This window comes from Moritella marina ATCC 15381, assembly GCF_008931805.1.
GTDB lineage: Bacteria > Pseudomonadota > Gammaproteobacteria > Enterobacterales > Moritellaceae > Moritella > Moritella marina.
Map to the genome: position 1 here is coordinate 4,521,831 of NZ_CP044399.1, position 20,535 is coordinate 4,542,365.

13 protein-coding genes, 4 tRNA genes and 3 rRNA genes are annotated in these 20,535 nt (G+C 42.5%); 16 read left to right on the top strand and 4 right to left on the bottom strand.

The window, feature by feature from the left end; translation table 11 throughout:
• From FR932_RS20430 to FR932_RS20445, 4 genes are read left to right on the top strand one after another with little or no spacing between them, the layout of a single operon-like run.
• Positions 1 to 603, top strand: a complete 603-nt coding sequence (locus FR932_RS20430) for a DUF4381 domain-containing protein (RefSeq protein ID WP_019441409.1) — start codon at positions 1 to 3, stop codon at positions 601 to 603.
• Entirely contained in the window at positions 581 to 1,693 is a 1,113-nt protein-coding gene (locus FR932_RS20435) for a VWA domain-containing protein (RefSeq protein WP_019441410.1), read from the top strand. The genes FR932_RS20430 and FR932_RS20435 overlap by 23 nt, the downstream gene beginning before the upstream one ends.
• Positions 1,693 to 3,447 carry a VWA domain-containing protein gene (locus tag FR932_RS20440; protein WP_019441411.1) on the top strand — a complete coding sequence of 585 codons (1,755 nt, stop codon included), beginning with the start codon at positions 1,693 to 1,695 and terminating at the stop codon, positions 3,445 to 3,447. Before FR932_RS20435 ends, FR932_RS20440 begins: the two co-directional genes overlap by 1 nt.
• A complete protein-coding gene (locus FR932_RS20445) occupies positions 3,444 to 4,814 on the top strand; it encodes a BatD family protein (RefSeq protein ID WP_019441412.1) in 1,371 nt (456 codons plus the stop codon). Before FR932_RS20440 ends, FR932_RS20445 begins: the two co-directional genes overlap by 4 nt.
• 229 nt (positions 4,815 to 5,043) lie before the next feature.
• Here FR932_RS20445 and FR932_RS20450 read toward each other — a convergent pair whose 3' ends face one another.
• Together FR932_RS20450 and FR932_RS20455 are read right to left on the bottom strand one after the other, a co-directional pair.
• Positions 5,044 to 5,637 (bottom strand): response regulator, encoded by a 594-nt coding sequence (locus FR932_RS20450; RefSeq protein ID WP_019441413.1) that lies wholly within the window; start codon positions 5,635 to 5,637, stop codon positions 5,044 to 5,046.
• Positions 5,630 to 6,832, bottom strand: a complete 1,203-nt coding sequence (locus FR932_RS20455; protein WP_019441414.1) for a GAF domain-containing sensor histidine kinase — start codon at positions 6,830 to 6,832, stop codon at positions 5,630 to 5,632. Before FR932_RS20455 ends, FR932_RS20450 begins: the two co-directional genes overlap by 8 nt.
• A gap of 269 nt (positions 6,833 to 7,101) precedes the next feature.
• Here FR932_RS20455 and FR932_RS20460 point away from each other — a divergent pair, with 269 nt between their 5' ends.
• The 4 genes from FR932_RS20460 to FR932_RS20475 all read left to right on the top strand — a co-directional run bounded on the left by FR932_RS20460 (position 7,102) and on the right by FR932_RS20475 (position 10,423).
• Positions 7,102 to 7,395, top strand: a complete 294-nt coding sequence (locus FR932_RS20460) for a hypothetical protein (RefSeq protein WP_019441415.1) — start codon at positions 7,102 to 7,104, stop codon at positions 7,393 to 7,395.
• The gene (locus FR932_RS20465; protein WP_019441416.1) at positions 7,389 to 8,612 is read left to right on the top strand and encodes an HlyD family secretion protein; all 1,224 of its coding nucleotides are present in this window, start codon (positions 7,389 to 7,391) and stop codon (positions 8,610 to 8,612) included. Before FR932_RS20460 ends, FR932_RS20465 begins: the two co-directional genes overlap by 7 nt.
• Positions 8,613 to 8,962: 350 nt before the next feature.
• Positions 8,963 to 9,709, top strand: coding sequence for a hypothetical protein (locus FR932_RS20470; protein ID WP_019441417.1), 747 nt, complete (start codon positions 8,963 to 8,965; stop codon positions 9,707 to 9,709).
• A gap of 177 nt (positions 9,710 to 9,886) precedes the next feature.
• Complete coding sequence (locus tag FR932_RS20475) at positions 9,887 to 10,423, top strand: DUF924 family protein (RefSeq protein WP_019441418.1); 537 nt, start codon at positions 9,887 to 9,889, stop codon at positions 10,421 to 10,423.
• Positions 10,424 to 10,444: 21 nt separating this feature from the next.
• On the opposite strand, the gene FR932_RS20480 is transcribed toward FR932_RS20475, so the two are convergent.
• Positions 10,445 to 12,382 carry a methyl-accepting chemotaxis protein gene (locus tag FR932_RS20480; RefSeq protein ID WP_019441419.1) on the bottom strand — a complete coding sequence of 646 codons (1,938 nt, stop codon included), beginning with the start codon at positions 12,380 to 12,382 and terminating at the stop codon, positions 10,445 to 10,447.
• Between the two features lie 530 nt (positions 12,383 to 12,912).
• On the opposite strand from FR932_RS20480, the gene FR932_RS20485 reads away from it, so the two are divergent.
• The 8 genes from FR932_RS20485 to FR932_RS20520 all read left to right on the top strand — a co-directional run bounded on the left by FR932_RS20485 (position 12,913) and on the right by FR932_RS20520 (position 19,768).
• Positions 12,913 to 14,456, top strand: a 16S ribosomal RNA gene (locus FR932_RS20485).
• A gap of 99 nt (positions 14,457 to 14,555) precedes the next feature.
• A tRNA-Glu gene (locus tag FR932_RS20490) sits at positions 14,556 to 14,631 on the top strand.
• 227 nt (positions 14,632 to 14,858) lie between these two features.
• A 23S ribosomal RNA gene (locus FR932_RS20495) occupies positions 14,859 to 17,754 on the top strand.
• Between the two features lie 155 nt (positions 17,755 to 17,909).
• A 5S ribosomal RNA gene (gene rrf, locus FR932_RS20500) occupies positions 17,910 to 18,025 on the top strand.
• The 16S, 23S and 5S rRNA genes sit together here with 4 tRNA genes alongside, the layout of an rRNA operon.
• A gap of 58 nt (positions 18,026 to 18,083) precedes the next feature.
• Positions 18,084 to 18,160: transfer RNA gene (locus FR932_RS20505), tRNA-Asp, on the top strand.
• A gap of 463 nt (positions 18,161 to 18,623) precedes the next feature.
• Positions 18,624 to 18,725: transfer RNA gene (locus FR932_RS20510), tRNA-OTHER, on the top strand.
• Positions 18,726 to 18,819: 94 nt separating this feature from the next.
• Positions 18,820 to 18,921, top strand: a tRNA-OTHER gene (locus FR932_RS20515).
• Positions 18,922 to 19,123: 202 nt separating this feature from the next.
• Positions 19,124 to 19,768: a bifunctional 4-hydroxy-2-oxoglutarate aldolase/2-dehydro-3-deoxy-phosphogluconate aldolase gene (locus tag FR932_RS20520; RefSeq protein WP_019442038.1), complete on the top strand. Its 645-nt coding sequence runs from the start codon at positions 19,124 to 19,126 to the stop codon at positions 19,766 to 19,768.
• Positions 19,769 to 19,894: 126 nt separating this feature from the next.
• On the opposite strand, the gene FR932_RS20525 is transcribed toward FR932_RS20520, so the two are convergent.
• The gene (locus FR932_RS20525) at positions 19,895 to 20,524 is read right to left on the bottom strand and encodes an MBL fold metallo-hydrolase (protein WP_019442039.1); all 630 of its coding nucleotides are present in this window, start codon (positions 20,522 to 20,524) and stop codon (positions 19,895 to 19,897) included.
• Positions 20,525 to 20,535 lie beyond the last annotated feature (11 nt).

The window sequence follows — 20,535 nt, forward strand, 5'->3', positions numbered from 1 at the left end:
ATGGCAGATGTTGATAATGCAAATTTAGTCGGCGATGCATTCGGTAACTTACTATTACGCGACATGGTACAAATTAATGCCCCTGAGCAGGTAAGCTTTTTGCCGCAAACTTGGGGGTGGCTGGTAGTTGGTTTAGTACTGGCATTATTGATTGGTCGCTATTTACTGCTAGCAGGGCAGAAATATTGGCGAAATCGTTATCGGAAAAAATTGCAATCTAAATTACTCGCTTTCGATGTAAGTGACTGTTCACATACACCACGGTTTATTCACCAATTATTACAGCAAGCATGTTTGCAAGCATATCCAAAGCAGTCATTAACAGCCGGTCAATTACAAGGACCTGCGTTTTTAGTTTTTTTAGATAGCTGCACACAAGACTGTACCGAGTTTGATTCGGCGATAGGGGAGTTATGGCAACAAGCGCTGTATTTACCACTAGCGCTAAGTGAGTGGTCTGCTGCCCATAATCAGATATTGATATTATCTACGCAGCGCTGGCTTAAATTACATATTGATGAAGCCGAATTAGATACTGGGATAGGTCGTGAGCTAGGTACTGGGCTAGGAGGAAATGAGCATGTTCACAATAAGCATGATTGAGTTCAGTTATCCGTGGTTATTTTTATTGTTGCCATTACCTTGGTTTATTCAACGATTTTCGCCAGCCTATAAAATAAAACAGTCAGCGCTACAAGTGCCGTTTTTTAGTCAACTGGTGCGTTTATCTGGAGAACAGCCTAATACAGGGGCGGTGAAGCTAGAACCGAAAATATGGCAACGTATGGCATTATCGCTGGTGTGGTTATTTTTGGTTGTGGCGATGGCAAAACCTATGTGGCTGGGTGAACCACAAATACGTTCGCAGTTTGGTCGCGATTTGATGGTGGTGGTCGATTTATCTGGTTCGATGGATAGTCGAGATTTTAGTGTTCCGGGTAGCGACAGTATTTCACGCTTAACGGCGGTAAAAAATGTATTAGTTGAATTTTCACAGCAGCGTAGCGGTGATCGTTTAGGGTTAATTTTATTTGGTGATGCCGCCTATTTACAAGCACCATTTACCGCCGATCATCAAGCATGGCTGGGGTTGTTAAATGAGTCGGAAGTGGCTATGGCTGGGCAAAGTACGCACCTTGGTGATGCCTTAGGGTTAGCGATAAAAGTAATGACGGATGAAGTGATAAAAGCGCCTATAGCAAAAGAAAATAGTAACGCGAGTGCAGATAAAAGCACTGCTGAGAAGAGTACCGCGGATAAACAAAAAGTAGTGATTGTATTAACTGATGGTAATGATACCGATAGTTTGGTGCCGCCGTTAGAGGCGGCAAAAATTGCGGCGAGTCGTGGTATTAAAATCCACATGATTGCTATTGGCGATCCTCGTACCTTTGGCGAGCAAGCTCTGGATATGGTAGTGATTGACGGTGTTGCTGAAATCACCGGTGGGCAAGCTTTTCAGGCAATCTCTTCCGTCGAGCTAAATCGGGTTTATGCTGAGATAAGCAAACTAGAGCCGAGTCAATTTGCGAGTTTTAGCTATCAACCTAAAGTAAGTGTTCACTATGCTTCTATCGCATTGTCAATTGGTATTTACTTTATTATTTACAGCTTAGTTATATGGCGTAGTTACTATCTTAGCAAGCAACCATCTAAACGTGATCTGTTGTTGAATAAGCGAGGGGAGGATTAATGTACTTTTCCATTATATGGCAAAACTTTCATTTTATACGACCGTTCTGGTTATTGGCTTTTGTGCCATTTGTTTTATTTTTCGTGATTAATTTTCAGCAAAAAAAATCACAAGAATCGCGGCTTAAAGATTTTCCACCACACTTGGCGGCGGCATTGACCGTTGGTGAGCAAGGTTGGAAAAAACTATTACCGTTAAAGTTATGGGGCTTTCTCGTTGTACTGGCCATTATCATTGCAGCAGGACCGAGTTGGTTACGCCAAGCATCGCCTTTTGGTGAGGATACGGCGCCGTTGGTGATTGTTTTAGATGTATCAGAGTCTATGTTGCAACAAGATATTCAACCGAGTCGGCTGGTGCGGGCAAAACAAAAAATAAGTGATTTATTGGCACTACGTGAAGGTGGCAGTACTGCGCTGGTGGTTTATGCTGGCAGTGCACATACCGCGATGGCATTAACCCGCGATAACGCTATTTTTACGCCATTATTGCAAGCGGTATCGCCTAAGATTATGCCACGAAAAGGTAAATTTGCTGAATATAGTTTAGCGAATATAGATACATTGTTAGCTGCTGAGCGCAGTAAAGGTAATCCGGGATCTGTGCTATTGATTACTGATGGATTAGGCAGCGATACAAAAGCACGCTTTGTTGATTACTTTAATGGCTCTATTAATAACAATACAAGTACCACTAATTCCAATTTAAATTCACAGCAAAGCCCGCCCTTGTTATTAGTTTTAGGTGTTGGGAATAGTGAGCAAGCTGTGTCAGTCCCTTTTGACGCCGATGGATTAAAATCGTTAGCAAAAAGTGCAAGTGGTTACTATCAGCCTATATCTACCGATAATAGCGATGTTGAATGGATACAAGATAATATTCAGCAATTTATGTTGCTGAGCAATGACAATGCTCAACCTTGGGCTGATATGGGCTATAACTTAGTATTTTTATTAGCGCTATTATTTTTGTTGTGGTTCCGTCGTGGCTGGACAATTAATTGGAGCCTGCAGTCGGTATTACTCTTGTTTGCTTTAACTTATTTTCCAGTTCCGCCAGTATTGGCTAACGCAGCCACTTCAAACACGACCTTTGAAAATATGAGCTCTGAAAATCTGAGTTCTGAAAATAAAGCTCAGATGACAAATTCAGTCAAAGAAGGTCTACAACCACAATGGCGTTTTGCTGATTTATGGATGACAGCCGATCAGCAAGGACAATATTATTTTAACCGCGGGGACTATGCTCAAGCTGCAGTGCGTTTTGATGATCTTATGTGGAAAGCTTCTGCCTATTATTTTGCTGAAGAATTTGACCTCGCTCGTCGCTATTTTATGCGGGTAGATAACCCCGTCGCACAATTTGGAGCTGCTAGTGCCTTAGCGCAATCACGTGAGTATATCGCGGCTCGAAATTTGTTTAAGCAGATAGTAAAAGAAAATCCGGACTATCTGCAAGCTGCACATAATTTAGCGATAGTGCAGAAGATTATTGATGATATTAATCGCATGAGTGAAAGCCAAACAAATAACGAGAATGAAGCATCAAAAGAATTAGGTGATCAACCACAAACAAGTGATGGTGCCGAGAAAATGATGAGACAAGAACAGCTCATTAAGGAAAGTTATAACGCCGAACAATTGTTGCAAGATGAGGCGCTTAATAAGGCATGGATGAAACGTGTGCAAGGCGATCCAGAACGTTTTCTCATGACTAAGTTTTCTCAACAGTTGCAAACGGAGGGAAGACTATGATGCGATTTATTTATACGACTATTTGCTGCTTAGCTTTTCAGATAGTGATGATTAATGTTGCTCAAGCGACGACAGTGCAAGATTTGTTACAGCAAAATAAATTACAAATTAAAGCGTGGATCGCACCTTCGTCAGAAAATATTGACGGCACTCTTAACGCTCTTAATATGATTGGCTCTGAATTTGCCCCTCGCCAGCAAGTTGATTTATATATTCAGGTTAAAACCGACCGTTGGTTTGCGGCGGGAACCTACATCAGTCCGTTTAGTGTCGATAATAGCTTGGTGTTACAGCGTAATAAATTAGCGAATAATTATGCTCAACGTGAAAACGGGATCACTTGGTCAATACAAGAGTGGCAATTAACACTTTATCCGCAACTGAGTGGCGAATATATCGTACCTGCTATTCCGGTGAGTGTGAGTATTGCTAGTGCGCCGGGAGAAAAAGTAACGGGTCATTTACTCACTACACCGTTAAGTTTTAATGTAGCTTTGCCTGATGCTCGGTTAAGCCAAGATGTAAATTGGGTTACTGCACCAGAGTTGACGTTTAGCCAAGTGTGGAATATTGAACCGGATAGTGAATTAAAAGTCGGGGACGCGATCACGCGAACAGTGACGATAGCAGGCAGAGATACCAGTATTATGCAGTTACCTGACTTTGCCCCGTTTCAATCTGATCGTGTGCAATCTTACCGTGACAAAGGTAATGCTCGAGATAGCGAAGATCGCGATGGCTTTTACGCCTCTAAAACCATAATGCACACTTATATTATTCAGAAAAATGGCCAATTAGATTTACCTGTATTAAACCTGTTGTGGTGGAATACTGCAACGCAAACGTTGCAGCCTTTAATCTTGCCTGGTGGGCAATGGTTGGTACAGCATACGCCTGCTAGTTTTGTTCGTGCCTATCAGATGTGGATATTAAGTTACCTTATTATAGGGGGACTGGTTATTTATACAGGTCAGCGTTTGTGGCGACAATATCAGCATGCGCAGCTGCCTTATTGGTTAATGTTTATGGTTAATGTTTATCGCCAGCAGTGGTCTTTGTGCACGCGGGATTTATACAATCAGCACTATAAATGCAGTGGTAATAGGCAGTTGCGTCAGTCTGGATCGCGAGGATCCTGTCATGCTGATCCATTGTCACAGCAACAAGGAACGCAACTATATAACGGTAATACTCAAAATAATAACGGTAATACTCAAAATAGCAGTAATGCTCAAGATAATCGTAAAGGTCGTGTCATTGCTGCTTGGTCTGAATGGCAATATAGCGCGAGAGCGAGGTGGCAGTCACATTCTATTAAACAACAGAAGCTGTTTTTAGTCTTGTGGCTAGCGATACGTAGGAAGTAATGATAATGTTACAACTGTGTTTTTTGTTTTTTTTTCGTTTAAGTTATTGTTTTTAATTGGGTTGTGTTTTACCTTGTCACTTCGTTCTTTTATTACGTAATAAAAGAACGTGACCTGTAATTTTATTACGTAATAATTTGATGATTCAAACATACAAAAAACCAGCAGATAAGTGCTGGTTTTTTTATGTGTAAATTAATCTTAATTCATCGTTTAGCGATGGTTTGGGTTAATCCATCAAGCCATGATTAATCGCGTATTGGATCAACTCTGCACTGGTTTTAGCACTGATCAATTTCATCATGGAATATTTATGAAACTCGACGGTTCGTGGCGAAATAAATAATTCATCAGCGACTTGGCGCGCCGACTTTCCTTGCGCTAATAATCGTAAAACGCTGATTTGACGAGAGGATAATTGAGGCTTTTCAGTGTTCACTGTCACTGAGGTAGAGAGGTAAGTTTCGCCTTTCAATACTTGGTTTACCGCTTCAACTAAATTTTCACTCGCTTCATGTTTTAATACGTAGCCTTGCGCACCAGCTGCTATTGCACTTTCGGCATATTCTTGCTCTTCGTGCATGGTGAGACAAATTATCTTTACGGTTTTATTGATACGCTTTAAGGCTGCTATCGCGGCAATGCCAGTCATGTCTGGCATGCTAATATCGGTGATCACTAAGTCTGGCTCGTGTTGCTTAACAAACTCCACTAACTCTAGGCCATTTTTGGCAATAGCAAGGATACGATGCTCAGGTTGTAAAATACTGGCGATGCCTTGTGCCACAATTAAATGGTCATCGGCTAAAACTATATTACTCATAATATTCCTTTATAGCAGGGATCATTATATCGACGATAAAACCGCCATCTTCAGGAGAGCTGAATACTGCAGAGCCATTAAACAGCTGCGCGCGCTCCCGAATACTAATTAATCCAATACTGCCGTTATTTTGATTTAAATTTAAATCGCAGCCAATGCCATCATCAATTATTTGAAAGTGCAGGTCGGTATCGCTGTATTGCAGGGATACAAACACTGCTGATGCTTGGGCGTGCTTAGCGACGTTGTTGAGTGTTTCTTGTAAAATTCGGTATAGATTTAAGGACAGTTCTTTATTTAATGCTGGGAGCGGATCAAATAGCGTTTGAATATCAATGTCTTTAATTGTAGATAAGCGTCGACATTCGGATTTTAAGGCCGTAAATAAACCGAGATCTTCCAGAATAGCAGGGTGTAATGAGCGTGATAGTGCTTGCATATCTTTCGCTAATCCTTGTATTTCATCGTGAAGTTCATGAGCCGATTGTTTTTCACTGTCGACAATTAAGGTATTAGATAATGATGATGCCTTAATGGTCAGTAATGCCATGCGTTGTGAAAAGTTGTCATGGAGCTCACGTGATAACATACGACGCTCATTTTCTTGGTTATCCATTAAATGACGTGATAACAATTCGAGCTGTTGATTTTTTTGTTGCAGTTTTTCCCAATACGCATAACGTTCATAGGTTGATGCTAGGATCTGACCAAAGCTGCGAACTCGGTGAATTGTGTCTTCACGCCAATGTATTGAGCCGACATAACGACTTGCTGCGATCCCCCCCCAAATTTTTCCTCGGACGCGAAATGGCACCATGATATGGGCTATAATGCCTTGCATTTCTGCAAGTAGCACCTCATCAGTATTTAGAATTTGATCTATATTGCCTTCGGCAATAATTAATTCACCTTTACTTATTTGCTCTAGGTAAGGGGAGTAAATACCTTGTGCGGGTAATGACACCCGGTTATAGCCCGGCGCTGCAACTGTTAAGGCACCTTCAAAGCGGCTATCTTCGGTTAAACGCACGAGTGACATACGCTGAGATGCTATATATGGCATGAAGGAAGCTAACGCGAATTCAATGGCTTCGGGTAGATCTTCGGTATCGTTCTCTAACAACCAATTTGATATTTCAATGGTAAGTTGTTCAACGCTCAAGTTTGCTTTGTTGAATTTGGGTAGTTCACGCATGTGCTTATCCTCATTGAATGTTAGCTATTTGAAATTGGCAGAATTAGATCAATATATTATTAGCCTGATATGTGTGATTTAGCTATCAATAAATGTGAAATATGCCGATATCTAGCAATTATACGAGTACCTTTTGCTTACCCTACGCGAATATAATCTACCTCGAAATATTTACTTTGCTATGACTATTTATACGCGAAGAGAATTTGTTCCTAATCGTCTGATTTGGGAATCATTAATCGAGGAATAAACCTGTGAGTTTAATATCTATGCCTTTTGTAGGCACTGGCTTTGACACTGGATTACATATTTTTGCTGCTGTTGTTCTTATTGCAACGGTTGCTGCTGCTGCAATTGGCTTTTGGAAGTTCCATGAGGTGCCTATCCATCAGGCTCATAAAAATAGCCATCAACAATTGACGTTGATCACGACCTTAACCTGGATTGGCTTTATTTGGCATTGGGTATGGGTATTAGCGGTAATCGTTGCGTTTGTAGATGCAGAAAAAGCTATTGCAAAAGTGCGTGATATTTGGAAATCAGAGGGGAACGAATCATGTTAGAAGGTTTAGCGGTATGGGCATTACTTATCTATTTACTACGTTTAGTTGGGATGCCGTGGAATAAACATTCTAAGGCTTTTACCTATATTGGTGGTTCTGCGTGGTTATTATTCGTTTGGGTAGGCTTAATCACCTATACGCCGATGGACCTATCGGGAGGTTCGTTAGTACAATCCCCGCATATTCAGTTACGTCCAGGATCTACCAAGGTTACTGGTAATATTAAAGCGATTCATGTAAAACCGAACCAGCAGGTAACTGAAGGCCAGCTGATTTATGAACTTGAAGATCAGGTTTATCAGATTGCATTAAACAAAGCTGCGGCGCAGGTGCAGAGTGCTAAAGTTGCTTTATCATCGTCACTTGATGACGTGCGCATTAATGAATCTAAATATGCAATTGCCAATAAAGAAATTAAAATCAATCGTGATCAACAAGTTGAAATGCAAGCTGACCTGAATTGGAAAAGCACGACATTACAACGTTATATTGATCAGAATGAAGTTGCTGCATTTACCATTACAGAAAGTAAGTTAGATGAGCAAAAAACAGCAGTGCAAGTTGCGAGTGCCAAATTAACTGTGCTGCAATCGCAAGCTGAAAAATTAGAGCTAAACGCGCAACAAGCACAGCTTAATACCATCAAGTCTGGCCATTCTGTAAATAGCCGTAAAGCGGATGTCGCGAATCAAACTGAAGTGTATGCACAAGCACAGTGGAATTTAGATAATACTCGAGTTTATGCCCCTGCTGATGGTTACTTAACTAACTTTATTATTCGTGAAGGTCAATATATTGGTGCTATGCCACGTATCCAAATGTATACCAATGAGAAATACGTGCTAATGCGTGTTAATCATCAAGCGATCCGTAATATTAAAGTTGGCCAAGCATCTGAATTTGCTTCTGCTGTTTACCCTGGACATATTTTCTCTGCTGAGGTTGAAGGTATTATCGAAGCGACAGGTGAAGCGCAAGGTTCGTTATTAGCGAAAGAAACATCGGTGAGAGCAACAACGGGACAGAATGTAATGAATAAACATCACTTCGTTCGCCTTAAATTGATTGAAACTGAAGATTATGATATTCCGGTGGGCTCAGTTGGTCTGGCTTGGATTAGTGGTGCTAAACCGATTGCTTTCCTCGGTTTTCTTGATGTTATCCGTGGTGTTATTATTCGCATGAAATCACAAATATACTACTTCTATTCGATGTAATCATTAGAGGTTCGTTTTTATTTTAATCGCTATTTAAACCGTGTGCCTCTGGTACGCGGTTTTTTTGTTTGTGGCTTTTCTTAACATGGATTAAATCGTTTTCGAATATACTTGTTATGAGTTGATGGTAGTAGCTTGGCTTATTCCCGTTCGGACTGGTAGCATTATCTAACAGATGGTGCTGATGGGTAATTACTTGGTATTGTGTGGCTTTTGCGATTGTAGATGCGTGTAAATAGGGTCTACATCAAATTTGATATTAGTTTTACTTATAACTAGGAGAATTACGAGTCGTTATAACCAAGGTAACATTAGACAATTACCTCATTATAAATACTGAGGTTAATTTGATGAATACTGCGATTAAATCACTAGCACTATGTTGTGCTTTTCTGCCTTTGCAAACCATTGCTGCTGAAACATCTACAGCTGAAGCATCATCATGGAATTTTAGTGTTGAGCTATACGGCCAATTAACCAATATTGATGGTTCGACGCAGGTCGGTTCTGTTGATAAATCACTTGATTTAAGTACCAACGATATCTTTTCTAAATTGAAAATGGGCGGTATGGCGCATACTGAAGGTCTACATAGTAGCGGTTGGGGTTATTCATTTGATTATGCGTTTATGAATTTAGATGCAGATCCTGTAAGCGGATTATTGCACCAGGGTGTATTAGAAGCTAAAGGTTTTAAACGTTACGATTACAGCTTTGGCTCGATTGATTATATGGCGGGTATTCGCTGGTGGGATATCACTCTCGAACGTGATGGTTTAACGAATAAAGGCCATGAGATTGGTGTTGATTGGATTGATTATGTTGTTGGCGTACGTTATAGCAAACAACTAAGCCAAGATTGGAGATTTGAAACTTTAGTTGATGCAGGCACGGGGACGGACACTAATTTTACCGGGCAGGTTAATACCGGTGTGCGTTATGCCATTAATGAATGGTCAGAACTGCATTTAGCCTATAAAGCTGTATGGGTTGATTACGATAATGGCAATGAAAAAGGCTTTAGTGGTGACGGAGTTCATTATGGTTATGATACGGTGACGCATGGCGTAGTAATGGGTTGGAATATTAAATTTTAGTCATATCTAGCTTATGAAAAATAAGGCCTTAGACTGCAAAGTTATTATCTGCTCAGAATGGATGGAAAAATAATACTTAAATATGAAAACTGAGATCCTGATGTTGATAATGATTGGGCTCAGTGATTCACGTTAACCTATACTCAATTAGTGGGATCATTGGAGGTGGGTTTAAGTATGTACAAAGATGTAATTAAATTTTGGTTTGAAGACATTAATCCAGCCAAATGGTGGGTTAAAGATGTTGCATTTGATCAAGTTATTTTGTCCCGTTTTAGCGAGTTGCACCAACGTGCTGTAGCGGGGGAGTTGTTTCATTGGCGTCGCAGTGCTGAAGGTCGATTAGCCGAAATTATCATTTTGGATCAGTTTTCTCGAAATATGTTTCGTGATACGCCGAGCGCATTTGCTGCCGATAATATGGCATTAGTACTTGCGCAGGAAGCGGTCGCTTGTGGAGCTGATAGAGAACTGTCGCAACTGCAATGCAGCTTTCTTTATATGCCTTTTATGCATAGTGAATCTGTCGTTATTCATCAACAAGCGGTATTTCTATATAAAGGTAATGATATTCAATCTAATTTTGATTTTGAATTACAGCATCAGAGCATTATCGAAAAATTTGGTCGTTATCCGCACCGTAATACGATCCTTGGCCGAGAGTCGACAGCCGCGGAACTCGATTTTCTTGAGACTCCAGGTTCAAGCTTTTAACCTGTCGTTATTTTCTCTCGGTTAAGCAAAGATAGTTAATATTTTTTGTACTTGTGTCGAGACCTGTTGTTGCGCCGATTGAGTTTTATGACGCGTCTCTTCACTGTGGTTTTGCAGTGCGGTCATCTGGATATTCACTGTACTAATATGACTCACTTGTTGGCGAGTATTTTGACTACTATTTGCGGCATTTTGTTGTGATTGTTCTGATTGTTGGATCACCGCATTTATTTCTTTATGCATTTCTTGTGCATTCGTTAATTGTTGGTGGCATCGCTGGGTAATATTATCTACTTCCTCTTCGAGTGATTGACTGGAGTGATGTAGTTGACCGAGAAAGTTACTAATTTGTTCTAGCGCTTGCTGGGTTTGTTTCGATAAGTTGCGTACTTCATCGGCGACGACGGCAAATCCACGACCTTTTTCACCTGCTCGTGAGGCTTCAATGGCGGCATTGAGAGCTAATAAATTGGTTTGATCGGCGATCCTGTGAATAGATGTCACGATCGTTTCCACATTTTCCATATTGGTATTTAATGTTTTGATGGCTTTTAAGCTAGCACTACCGGCTTGCTTGGTTTGCTCGGTCGCTAGGCTGAAATCGGTTATCTGACTGGCGGCTTTATACATTTGTTGATTCGTTTGTTGCGTCAGGTTATGTACAGACTGGGTATCTGCATCGACTTTTTGCGCGAGTGAATTAATTTCTGATACACCGGTAGATATATCACTAATGGCAGTGCTACTCGCTTGCGTATACTGACTGATTGATTGAAAATCATCTTGCAGTAAGTTTAACGCTTGGGTGACTTGCTCGACTTGAGTGAGCTTGGTGAGGTGCTCTTGATTGATATTATCCAGCAATTGATTGAAATGCAACGCAATTAAACCTATTTCACTATTACTGTCAGCAAACGTTAGGCGTTCGCGGGTATTATTTTCAACTAAAGAAGCGAGCGCTTTGTCTAATGTGATAAGTGGTTTTACAACCCAGTATTTTTCGGCATAAAACAAACCTATCCCAAACAGGATCAAGCTCAGTGCGATAATCGCAAGGTATAAATAGGTATTTTGGCGTTGCTCATTGGCATAGTCATTGACTGGTTTTTCTAATGCCAAAATCGCAGCTTGGATATTATTGATCGCGGTTAATACATGCTGTTGGTTATCAGTTTGTTCTGAAAGCACTGTTTTAGTATTTAATAATTCTTTTGGATAACGATTGATAAGGCTTTGTAATTCGTTGGTAATATCCTCTATAAATAAGGTATCTTCCCCTTCCTCGTCATCAAGAAAGTTGTCGTCTTCGATCACTTGATACTGATTAGAGTCATAACGGCTAAATTGCGATAGTTCATTAATAAGCGTTGCACTTTCTTCTACTACTAATAGCAAGGCTTGCCATTGCGATGTTTGTAACTGATTAAAGTAACGTTGGCGTTGATTGGTTAAATGGGCAAGACTGGCTTGAATATCACTAATAAGAATTAAATCAGCTTGGCGTAATGGCAGGTCATGTTGCAATAACTGGCGTTTTAACAGCGATAAATTATCCGCTAACTCCTTTTCGTTGAAGTTCAGTAGTTGAAAGTGGTCTGAAGCAAATTTGCCTGATGAGCGTAATGGTCCTTCAACTAACGTAGCAAACTGACTGAGCTGTTGGTTTAGTGCAGTGGTATCAATAGCGCTGGCAAGTTGATCGAGTGAAGCAATCAACTGAGCTATTAGTTGTTCTGATTGCTGTAAATCGGCAGCATTACCTTTTTGTAAATAATCCGAGATGGAATGGTTTAGTTTAATCGTGACTTGCTCTTTCATTTTAGCAAACATGGAATTTTGTTGATCAAGGCGGTTGAGTTGCTGGTGGCTACCATAAAGGGTATAGGTCATTAATAGTGAGAGGCAAATTAACGTTAATGAGCTGATTCGAGAAAAGGTAGTGATACGCAAAATGATCATCCTAATTAGCTATCTATGAATGGCAGCAGTGTAAGAGTAGAAGATGACAGTTATATGAATATAAAGTGATTAATGGATATTTGAAGTAATAGAGAGGGATTGATACTTATTTGTGGTGTTTTATTGCATTTAGTTTGCTGGAATAAGGATATATTTTCTATATAGATGCTTAGAATATAATTTTTGCCTGCTAATAAGTTTGAAAACACTGTTTTTTGATTGTTTTTTAGTCGAATTTAATAAAGTTGTCATCAATTGTGGTAAAACACTTGCCAATAAAACGCAGATCTCTATAATCGCTCCCACTGACACGGCAACAGCCGCTCAGTATGCTCTTTAACAATTTATTCAAGCAATCTGTGTGAGCACTTGCAGAGATATAATGACCAAAAATTATATCAATGTAATTGTGAACATTAAATTAAATCGAAAGATTTGGTTATTAATTACGAAGCTTAATTGCTTTGCAATTAAAGTACAGAATTCATTGAGCCGACTTAATCAGCATCGCTGATTAGTCAAAAAACTTTTAATTGAAGAGTTTGATCATGGCTCAGATTGAACGCTGGCGGTAGGCTTAACACATGCAAGTCGAGCGGAAACGAAGAATAGCTTGCTATTCTGGCGTCGAGCGGCGGACGGGTGAGTAATGCTTGGGAATCTGCCTAGTCGAGGGGGACAACAGTTGGAAACGACTGCTAATACCGCATACGACCTACGGGTGAAAGGGGGCCTCTTCTTGAAAGCTCTCGCGACTAGATGAGCCCAAGTGGGATTAGCTTGTTGGTGAGGTAAGAGCTCACCAAGGCGACGATCCCTAGCTGGTCTGAGAGGATGATCAGCCACACTGGAACTGAGACACGGTCCAGACTCCTACGGGAGGCAGCAGTGGGGAATATTGCACAATGGGCGAAAGCCTGATGCAGCCATACCGCGTGTATGAAGAAGGCCTTCGGGTTGTAAAGTACTTTCAGCGAGGAGGAAAGGTGGTAAATTAATACTTTACCACTGTGACGTTACTCGCAGAAGAAGCACCGGCTAACTCCGTGCCAGCAGCCGCGGTAATACGGAGGGTGCAAGCGTTAATCGGAATTACTGGGCGTAAAGCGCATGCAGGCGGTTTGTTAAGCGAGATGTGAAAGCCCCGGGCTCAACCCAGAACTGCATTTCGAACTGGCAAACTAGAGTTCTTGAGAGGGTGGTAGAATTTCAGGTGTAGCGGTGAAATGCGTAGAGATCTGAAGGAATACCAGTGGCGAAGGCGGCCACCTGGCAAGTAACTGACGCTCAGATGCGAAAGCGTGGGTAGCAAACGGGATTAGATACCCCGGTAGTCCACGCCGTAAACGATGTCTACTCGGAGTTTGGTTCCTTGAGAACTGGGCTCTTAAGCTAACGCATTAAGTAGACCGCCTGGGGAGTACGGCCGCAAGGTTAAAACTCAAATGAATTGACGGGGGCCCGCACAAGCGGTGGAGCATGTGGTTTAATTCGATGCAACGCGAAGAACCTTACCTACTCTTGACATCCACAGAATCTGGTAGAGATACCTCAGTGCCTTCGGGAACTGTGAGACAGGTGCTGCATGGCTGTCGTCAGCTCGTGTTGTGAAATGTTGGGTTAAGTCCCGCAACGAGCGCAACCCTTATCCTTATTTGCCAGCACGTAATGGTGGGAACTCTAAGGAGACTGCCGGTGATAAACCGGAGGAAGGTGGGGACGACGTCAAGTCATCATGGCCCTTACGAGTAGGGCTACACACGTGCTACAATGGCGCATACAAAGGGCTGCAAACCAGCGATGGTAAGCGAATCCCATAAAGTGCGTCGTAGTCCGGATTGGGGTCTGCAACTCGACCCCATGAAGTCGGAATCGCTAGTAATCGTGAATCAGAATGTCACGGTGAATACGTTCCCGGGCCTTGTACACACCGCCCGTCACACCATGGGAGTGGGCTGCACCAGAAGTCATTAGCTTAACCTTCGGGAGGGCGATGACCACGGTGTGGTTCATGACTGGGGTGAAGTCGTAACAAGGTAGCCCTAGGGGAACCTGGGGCTGGATCACCTCCTTACGTAAAGTTGTTAATTTTTGTAAGTGCCCACACAAATTGCTTGAATAGAAACGTTGAAGACAACGATTGGGATGAAATCCAATCGTGAAAGTAAATAGTGTCCCGTTCGTCTAGAGGCCTAGGACACCGCCCTTTCACGGCGGTAACACGAGTTCAAATCTCGTACGGGATACCACTTTTCTTTCTGACTAAAAATCAAAAATAACTAATCTCTTTAGATTGATTATTTTTGCTTTTTAGCAAATTGCTCTTTAAAAATTTGGAAAGCTGAATAAATAAAGAAGTTCTTAAAACACGTTGTTACTTCGGTGACAACAATGAAGTGTTCTTGAGTATTCTTGAGGCGAAAAAAACTAGATAATACCTAGTTATTTCAATTGTACGGTCTACTTTAGATTGTATGGTTAAGTGACTAAGCGTATACGGTGGATGCCTAGGCAGTCAGAGGCGATGAAGGACGTGTTAATCTGCGTTAAGCTGTGGGGAGTTGATAAAAAGCGTTAATCCACAGATTTCCGAATGGGGGAACCCACCTTACTAAGTAAGGTATCGTAACGTGAATACATAGCGTTGCGAAGCGAACCGGGAGAACTGAAACATCTAAGTACCCCGAGGAAAAGAAATCAATAGAGATACCCTTAGTAGCGGCGAGCGAACGGGGTCTAGCCCTTAAGCAGTTTGGAAGTTAATGGAAGATTCTGGAAAGTTTCACGATACAGGGTGATAGTCCCGTACATGAAAACGACCTTACTGTGAAATCGAGTAGGACGGCACACGTGATATGCTGTTTGAATATGGGAGGACCATCTTCCAAGGCTAAATACTACTGACTGACCGATAGTGAACCAGTACCGTGAGGGAAAGGCGAAAAGAACCCCTGTGAGGGGAGTGAAATAGAACCTGAAACCGTATACGTACAAGCAGTGGGAGCAGACTTGTTCTGTGACTGCGTACCTTTTGTATAATGGGTCAACGACTTAATTTCAGTAGCAAGGTTAAGCGAATAGCGGAGCCGTAGGGAAACCGAGTGTTAACTGCGCGAATAGTTGCTGGGATTAGACCCGAAACCCGGTGATCTAGCCATGGGCAGGTTGAAGGTTGAGTAACATCAACTGGAGGACCGAACCGACTAATGTTGAAAAATTAGCGGATGACTTGTGGCTGGGGGTGAAAGGCCAATCAAACCGGGAGATAGCTGGTTCTCCTCGAAAGCTATTTAGGTAGCGCCTCGCGTCTAACTATTGGGGTAGAGCACTGTTAAGGCTAGGGGTCATCCCGACTTACCAACCCTTGCAAACTCCGAATACCAATAAGTTCAATCGCGGGAGACACACGGCGGGTGCTAACGTCCGTCGTGGAAAGGGAAACAACCCAGACCGTCAGCTAAGGTCCCAAAGTGTATGTTAAGTGGGAAACGATGTGGAAAGGCTCAGACAATATGGGAAGTTGGCTTAGAAGCAGCCATCTTTAAAGAAAGCGTAATAGCTCACTGGTCGAGTCGGTCTGCGCGGAAGATTTAACGGGGCTAAACATACCACCGAAGCTACGGATGCAAGACTTGTTCTTGCATGGTAGAGGAGCGTTCTGTAAGCCGTTGAAGGTGAGTTGAGAAGCTTGCTGGAGGTATCAGAAGTGCGAATGTTGACATGAGTAACGATAATGGGGGTGAAAAACCTCCACGCCGAAAGACCAAGGGTTCCTGTCCAACGTTAATCGGGGCAGGGTGAGTCGACTCCTAAGGCGAGGCCGAAAGGCGTAGTCGATGGGAAACTGGTTAATATTCCAGTACTCGCTTATATTGCGATGGGGTGACGGAGAAGGTTAGGCTAGCATGGCGATGGTTGTCCATGTTTAAGGTAGTAGGCAAGTGACTTAGGCAAATCCGGGTCGCTCTCTTTAGTGAGAATGCTGAGAACTGATGACGAGTCTCTACGGAGATGAAGTAGTTGATACCCGGCTTGGGAAAACCTCTAAGCTTCAGATATGAGAGAATCGTACCCCAAACCGACACAGGTGGTTAGGTAGAGAATACTAAGGCGCTTGAGAGAACTCGGGTGAAGGAACTAGGCAAAATGGTACCGTAACTTCGGGAGAAGGTACGCCAATGATGGTGAAGGACTTGCTCCGTAAGCTATTGTTGGTCGCAGAGAAATGGTGGCTGCAACTGTTTATTAAAAACACAGCACTGTGCAAAATCGAAAGATGACGTATACGGTGTGACGCCTGCCCGGTGCCGGAAGGTTAATTGATTGGGTTAGACTTAGGTCGAAGCTCATGATCGAAGCCCCGGTAAACGGCGGCCGTAACTATAACGGTCCTAAGGTAGCGAAATTCCTTGTCGGGTAAGTTCCGACCTGCACGAATGGCGTAATGATGGCCACGCTGTCTCCACCCGAGACTCAGTGAAATTGAAATCGCTGTTAAGATGCAGTGTACCCGCGGCTAGACGGAAAGACCCCGTGAACCTTTACTATAGCTTGGCACTGAACATTGAACCTACATGTGTAGGATAGGTGGGAGACTATGAAATATTGTCGCTAGATGATATTGAGTCGTCCTTGAAATACCACCCTTGTACGTTTGATGTTCTAACGTAGGTCCCTTATCGGGATTGCGGACAGTGTCTGGTGGGTAGTTTGACTGGGGCGGTCTCCTCCCAAAGAGTAACGGAGGAGCACGAAGGTTGGCTAAACATGGTTGGACATCATGTGGTTAGTGCAAAGGCATAAGCCAGCTTAACTGCGAGACAGACACGTCGAGCAGGTACGAAAGTAGGTCTTAGTGATCCGGTGGTTCTGAATGGAAGGGCCATCGCTCAACGGATAAAAGGTACTCCGGGGATAACAGGCTGATACCGCCCAAGAGTTCATATCGACGGCGGTGTTTGGCACCTCGATGTCGGCTCATCACATCCCAGGGCTGAAGTTGGTCCCAAGGGTATGGCTGTTCGCCATTTAAAGTGGTACGCGAGCTGGGTTTAGAACGTCGTGAGACAGTTCGGTCCCCTATCTGCCGTGGGCGTTTGAGAATTGAGAGGAGCTGCTCCTAGTACGAGAGGACCGGAGTGGACGAACCACTGGTGTTCGGGTTGTTATGCCAATAGCATTGCCCGGTAGCTAAGTTCGGAACTGATAACCGCTGAAAGCATCTAAGCGGGAAGCAGGCCTCGAGATGAGTTCTCACTGGAGCTTTAAGCTCCCTAAAGGGCCGTTGGAGACTACAACGTTGATAGGCAAGGTGTGTAAGTGCTGTGAGGCATTGAGCTAACTTGTACTAATTACCCGTGAGGCTTAACCATACAAACTGAAGTACGACTCGTACGTAAGTGGTATGATTAATTGAAATAATCGACTTAAGAATAGATTGAACACTTTATGTTTTAAAGACTTCTTTATTTATAGCTTTTCAGATTAAAACGAAGTGAAAACTTCTATAGAAAGCAAACCAGATTTGCTTGGTGACCATAGTGTTGCGGTACCACCTGACTCCATTCCGAACTCAGTAGTGAAACGTAATAACGCCGATGGTAGTGTGGGGCTTCCCCATGTGAGAGTAGGGCATCGCCAAGCGCCAAACAACGTCGTAAGACTATAAATTAAGACTGATATTTATCAGCACAGATTGTGCGGAGCGGTAGTTCAGTTGGTTAGAATACCGGCCTGTCACGCCGGGGGTCGCGGGTTCGAGTCCCGTCCGCTCCGCCAACTATTAGATTAAGCCTGAATCGAAAGATTCAGGCTTTTTTTATACCTGAAATTTAGAAATTAGAGAAACACAGATTGTGCGAAGCGGTAGTTCAGTTGGTTAGACTTGTTATAAAAATATAAGCGGCCTGTCACGCTGCCGAAGGCTTCGCGGGTTCGAGTCCCGTCCGCTCCGCCAACTATTAGATTAAGCCTGAATCGAAAACTCTTTATTAGAAATAGAGGCTTTTTTTATACCTGAAATTCAGAGATTAAAGAAACACAGATTGTGCGAAGCGGTAGTTCAGTTGGTTAGACTTGTTATAAAAATATAAGCGGCCTGTCACGCTGCCGAAGGCTTCGCGGGTTCGAGTCCCGTCCGCTCCGCCAACTATTAGATTAAGCCTGAATCGAAAACTCTTTATTAGAAATAGAGGCTTTTTTTATACCTGAAATTTAGAGATTAAAGAAACACAGATTGTGCGAAGCGGTAGTTCAGTTGGTTAGACTTGTTATAAAAATATAAGCGGCCTGTCACGCCGGGCTGCGCGGGGTTGTGGTTTATAAAAAGCCGTCCGCTCCGCCAACTATTAGATTAAGCCTGAATCGAAAACTCTTTATTAGAAATAGAGGCTTTTTTTATACCTGAAATTTAGAGATTAAAGAAACACAGATTGTGCGAAGCGGTAGTTCAGTTGGTTAGACTTGTTATAAAAATATAAGCGGCCTGTCACGCCGGGCTGCGCGGGGTTGTGGTTTATAAAAAGCCGTCCGCTCCGCCAACTATTAGATTAAGCCTGAATCGAAAACTCTTTATTAGAAATAGAGGCTTTTTTATGCCTGAAATTCAGTAAATAACACCGCACTGATTACGCGAATATAACTTCCATCTCAATTATTTATCATCATCATGATAGAATTAGCTAAGGCGAATCAAAGCCACCTTCATTTATCCATAATGCAATTAAAAGGACTCGGATTGGAATGATAAATAATGCGTTAATTGATCAGCTAGCAGCATTGGCAGTGATGCCTGTGATCCAAATTGAAAATGCCGATGATGCGGTAAAATTGGTCGAAGTATTATCTGAAAACGGCTTACCAGCCGCTGAAATTACTTTCCGTAGTGCCGCCGCTGGAGAGTCTATTCGCCGTATTCGCGCCGCGTTTCCTGATGTAATTTTATGTGCTGGAACGGTATTAACGATAACACAAGTGGATGAAGCGGTCTCGGCGGGTGCTGACTTTATTATTAGCCCTGGTTTTAACCCGACAACAGTGAACTATTGCATTAAAAATGGCATTAAAATCATCCCTGGTATTAATAATCCGAGTCAAATCGAGCAAGCGTTAGAGTTGGGTATCAAGGTGGTTAAATTCTTTCCTGCAGAAGCATCTGGTGGCGTTAACATGGTTAAAGCATTAGTGGGACCCTATAGCCAAATTAAATTGATGCCTACCGGTGGTATCAAACCATCAAATGTAATGGACTATCTTGCAGTACCGCAAGTTGTTGCCTGTGGCGGTAGCTGGATCGCAACGACCGCTGATATTGCCAATAATAACTGGGATACTATTGCTAAAAGCGTACGCGATACTTGCCAATTAGTGCAGCTAAATAAAACCTAAAGATAAATGGCCGTGTCATGGCTCTCAGTTAAAAATAAGCCCAAGTTATATTTGTATATACTTGGGCTTAAATGCTTTTATTCAGGCTCATTATTACAGGGACCTGAGCTTATCTTCATTCACAGGTTATCTTACGTGCGGATTGGTTCTTTTTTCATGACCGATAGTCGATGTTGGTCCATGACCTGGGAAGAATACGGTTTCTTCTGGTAATGTCCATAACTGGCCTTTAATCGCAGTCATCAAGGTATTAAAGCAACCTTGCGGAAAGTCAGTACGACCTATAGAGCCACTGAATAACACATCACCGACAATAACCTGTTTAGTCTCGACGTGATTAAATACCACATGACCAGGTGTATGCCCTGGCGTGTGGAGTGCCGTTAATTGCTGATTACCAAATGTAATGGTATCGCCGTGTTCTAACCAACGTTGTGGTTCAAATGGTGGTACGTGTGGAAAACCAAACATTTGTCCTTGCATTGGTAACTGATCTAACCAAAATTTGTCGGCAATATGTGGGCCTTCAATTGATACCTTTAATACAGCTGCAAGTGCTTCAGTGCCACCAACGTGATCCATATGACCATGGGTTAGGAAGATCTTCTCTACTTCTACACCGTGTTTTTTTATTTGGCTAAGAATCTTATCAATGTCCCCACCTGGATCAACGATCGCAGCTTTGTTGGTTTCAGGGCAGATTAATAGACTGCAATTTTGTTCAAAAGGCGTAACTGGAATGACTTTAACTTGCATTGCTTATCTCT

What these genes read in the sequence shown, in the direction of transcription:
- FR932_RS20430 (WP_019441409.1), top strand. Translation starts at nt 1, where the DNA reads ATGGCAGATGTTGATAATGCAAATTTAGTCGGCGATGCATTCGGTAAC.
- FR932_RS20435 (WP_019441410.1), top strand. Translation starts at nt 581, where the DNA reads ATGTTCACAATAAGCATGATTGAGTTCAGTTATCCGTGGTTATTTTTA.
- FR932_RS20440 (WP_019441411.1), top strand. Translation starts at nt 1,693, where the DNA reads ATGTACTTTTCCATTATATGGCAAAACTTTCATTTTATACGACCGTTC.
- FR932_RS20445 (WP_019441412.1), top strand. Translation starts at nt 3,444, where the DNA reads ATGATGCGATTTATTTATACGACTATTTGCTGCTTAGCTTTTCAGATA.
- FR932_RS20450 (WP_019441413.1), bottom strand. Translation starts at nt 5,637, where the DNA reads ATGAGTAATATAGTTTTAGCCGATGACCATTTAATTGTGGCACAAGGC.
- FR932_RS20455 (WP_019441414.1), bottom strand. Translation starts at nt 6,832, where the DNA reads ATGCGTGAACTACCCAAATTCAACAAAGCAAACTTGAGCGTTGAACAA.
- FR932_RS20460 (WP_019441415.1), top strand. Translation starts at nt 7,102, where the DNA reads ATGCCTTTTGTAGGCACTGGCTTTGACACTGGATTACATATTTTTGCT.
- FR932_RS20465 (WP_019441416.1), top strand. Translation starts at nt 7,389, where the DNA reads ATGTTAGAAGGTTTAGCGGTATGGGCATTACTTATCTATTTACTACGT.
- FR932_RS20470 (WP_019441417.1), top strand. Translation starts at nt 8,963, where the DNA reads ATGAATACTGCGATTAAATCACTAGCACTATGTTGTGCTTTTCTGCCT.
- FR932_RS20475 (WP_019441418.1), top strand. Translation starts at nt 9,887, where the DNA reads ATGTACAAAGATGTAATTAAATTTTGGTTTGAAGACATTAATCCAGCC.
- FR932_RS20480 (WP_019441419.1), bottom strand. Translation starts at nt 12,382, where the DNA reads ATGATCATTTTGCGTATCACTACCTTTTCTCGAATCAGCTCATTAACG.
- FR932_RS20520 (WP_019442038.1), top strand. Translation starts at nt 19,124, where the DNA reads ATGATAAATAATGCGTTAATTGATCAGCTAGCAGCATTGGCAGTGATG.
- FR932_RS20525 (WP_019442039.1), bottom strand. Translation starts at nt 20,524, where the DNA reads ATGCAAGTTAAAGTCATTCCAGTTACGCCTTTTGAACAAAATTGCAGT.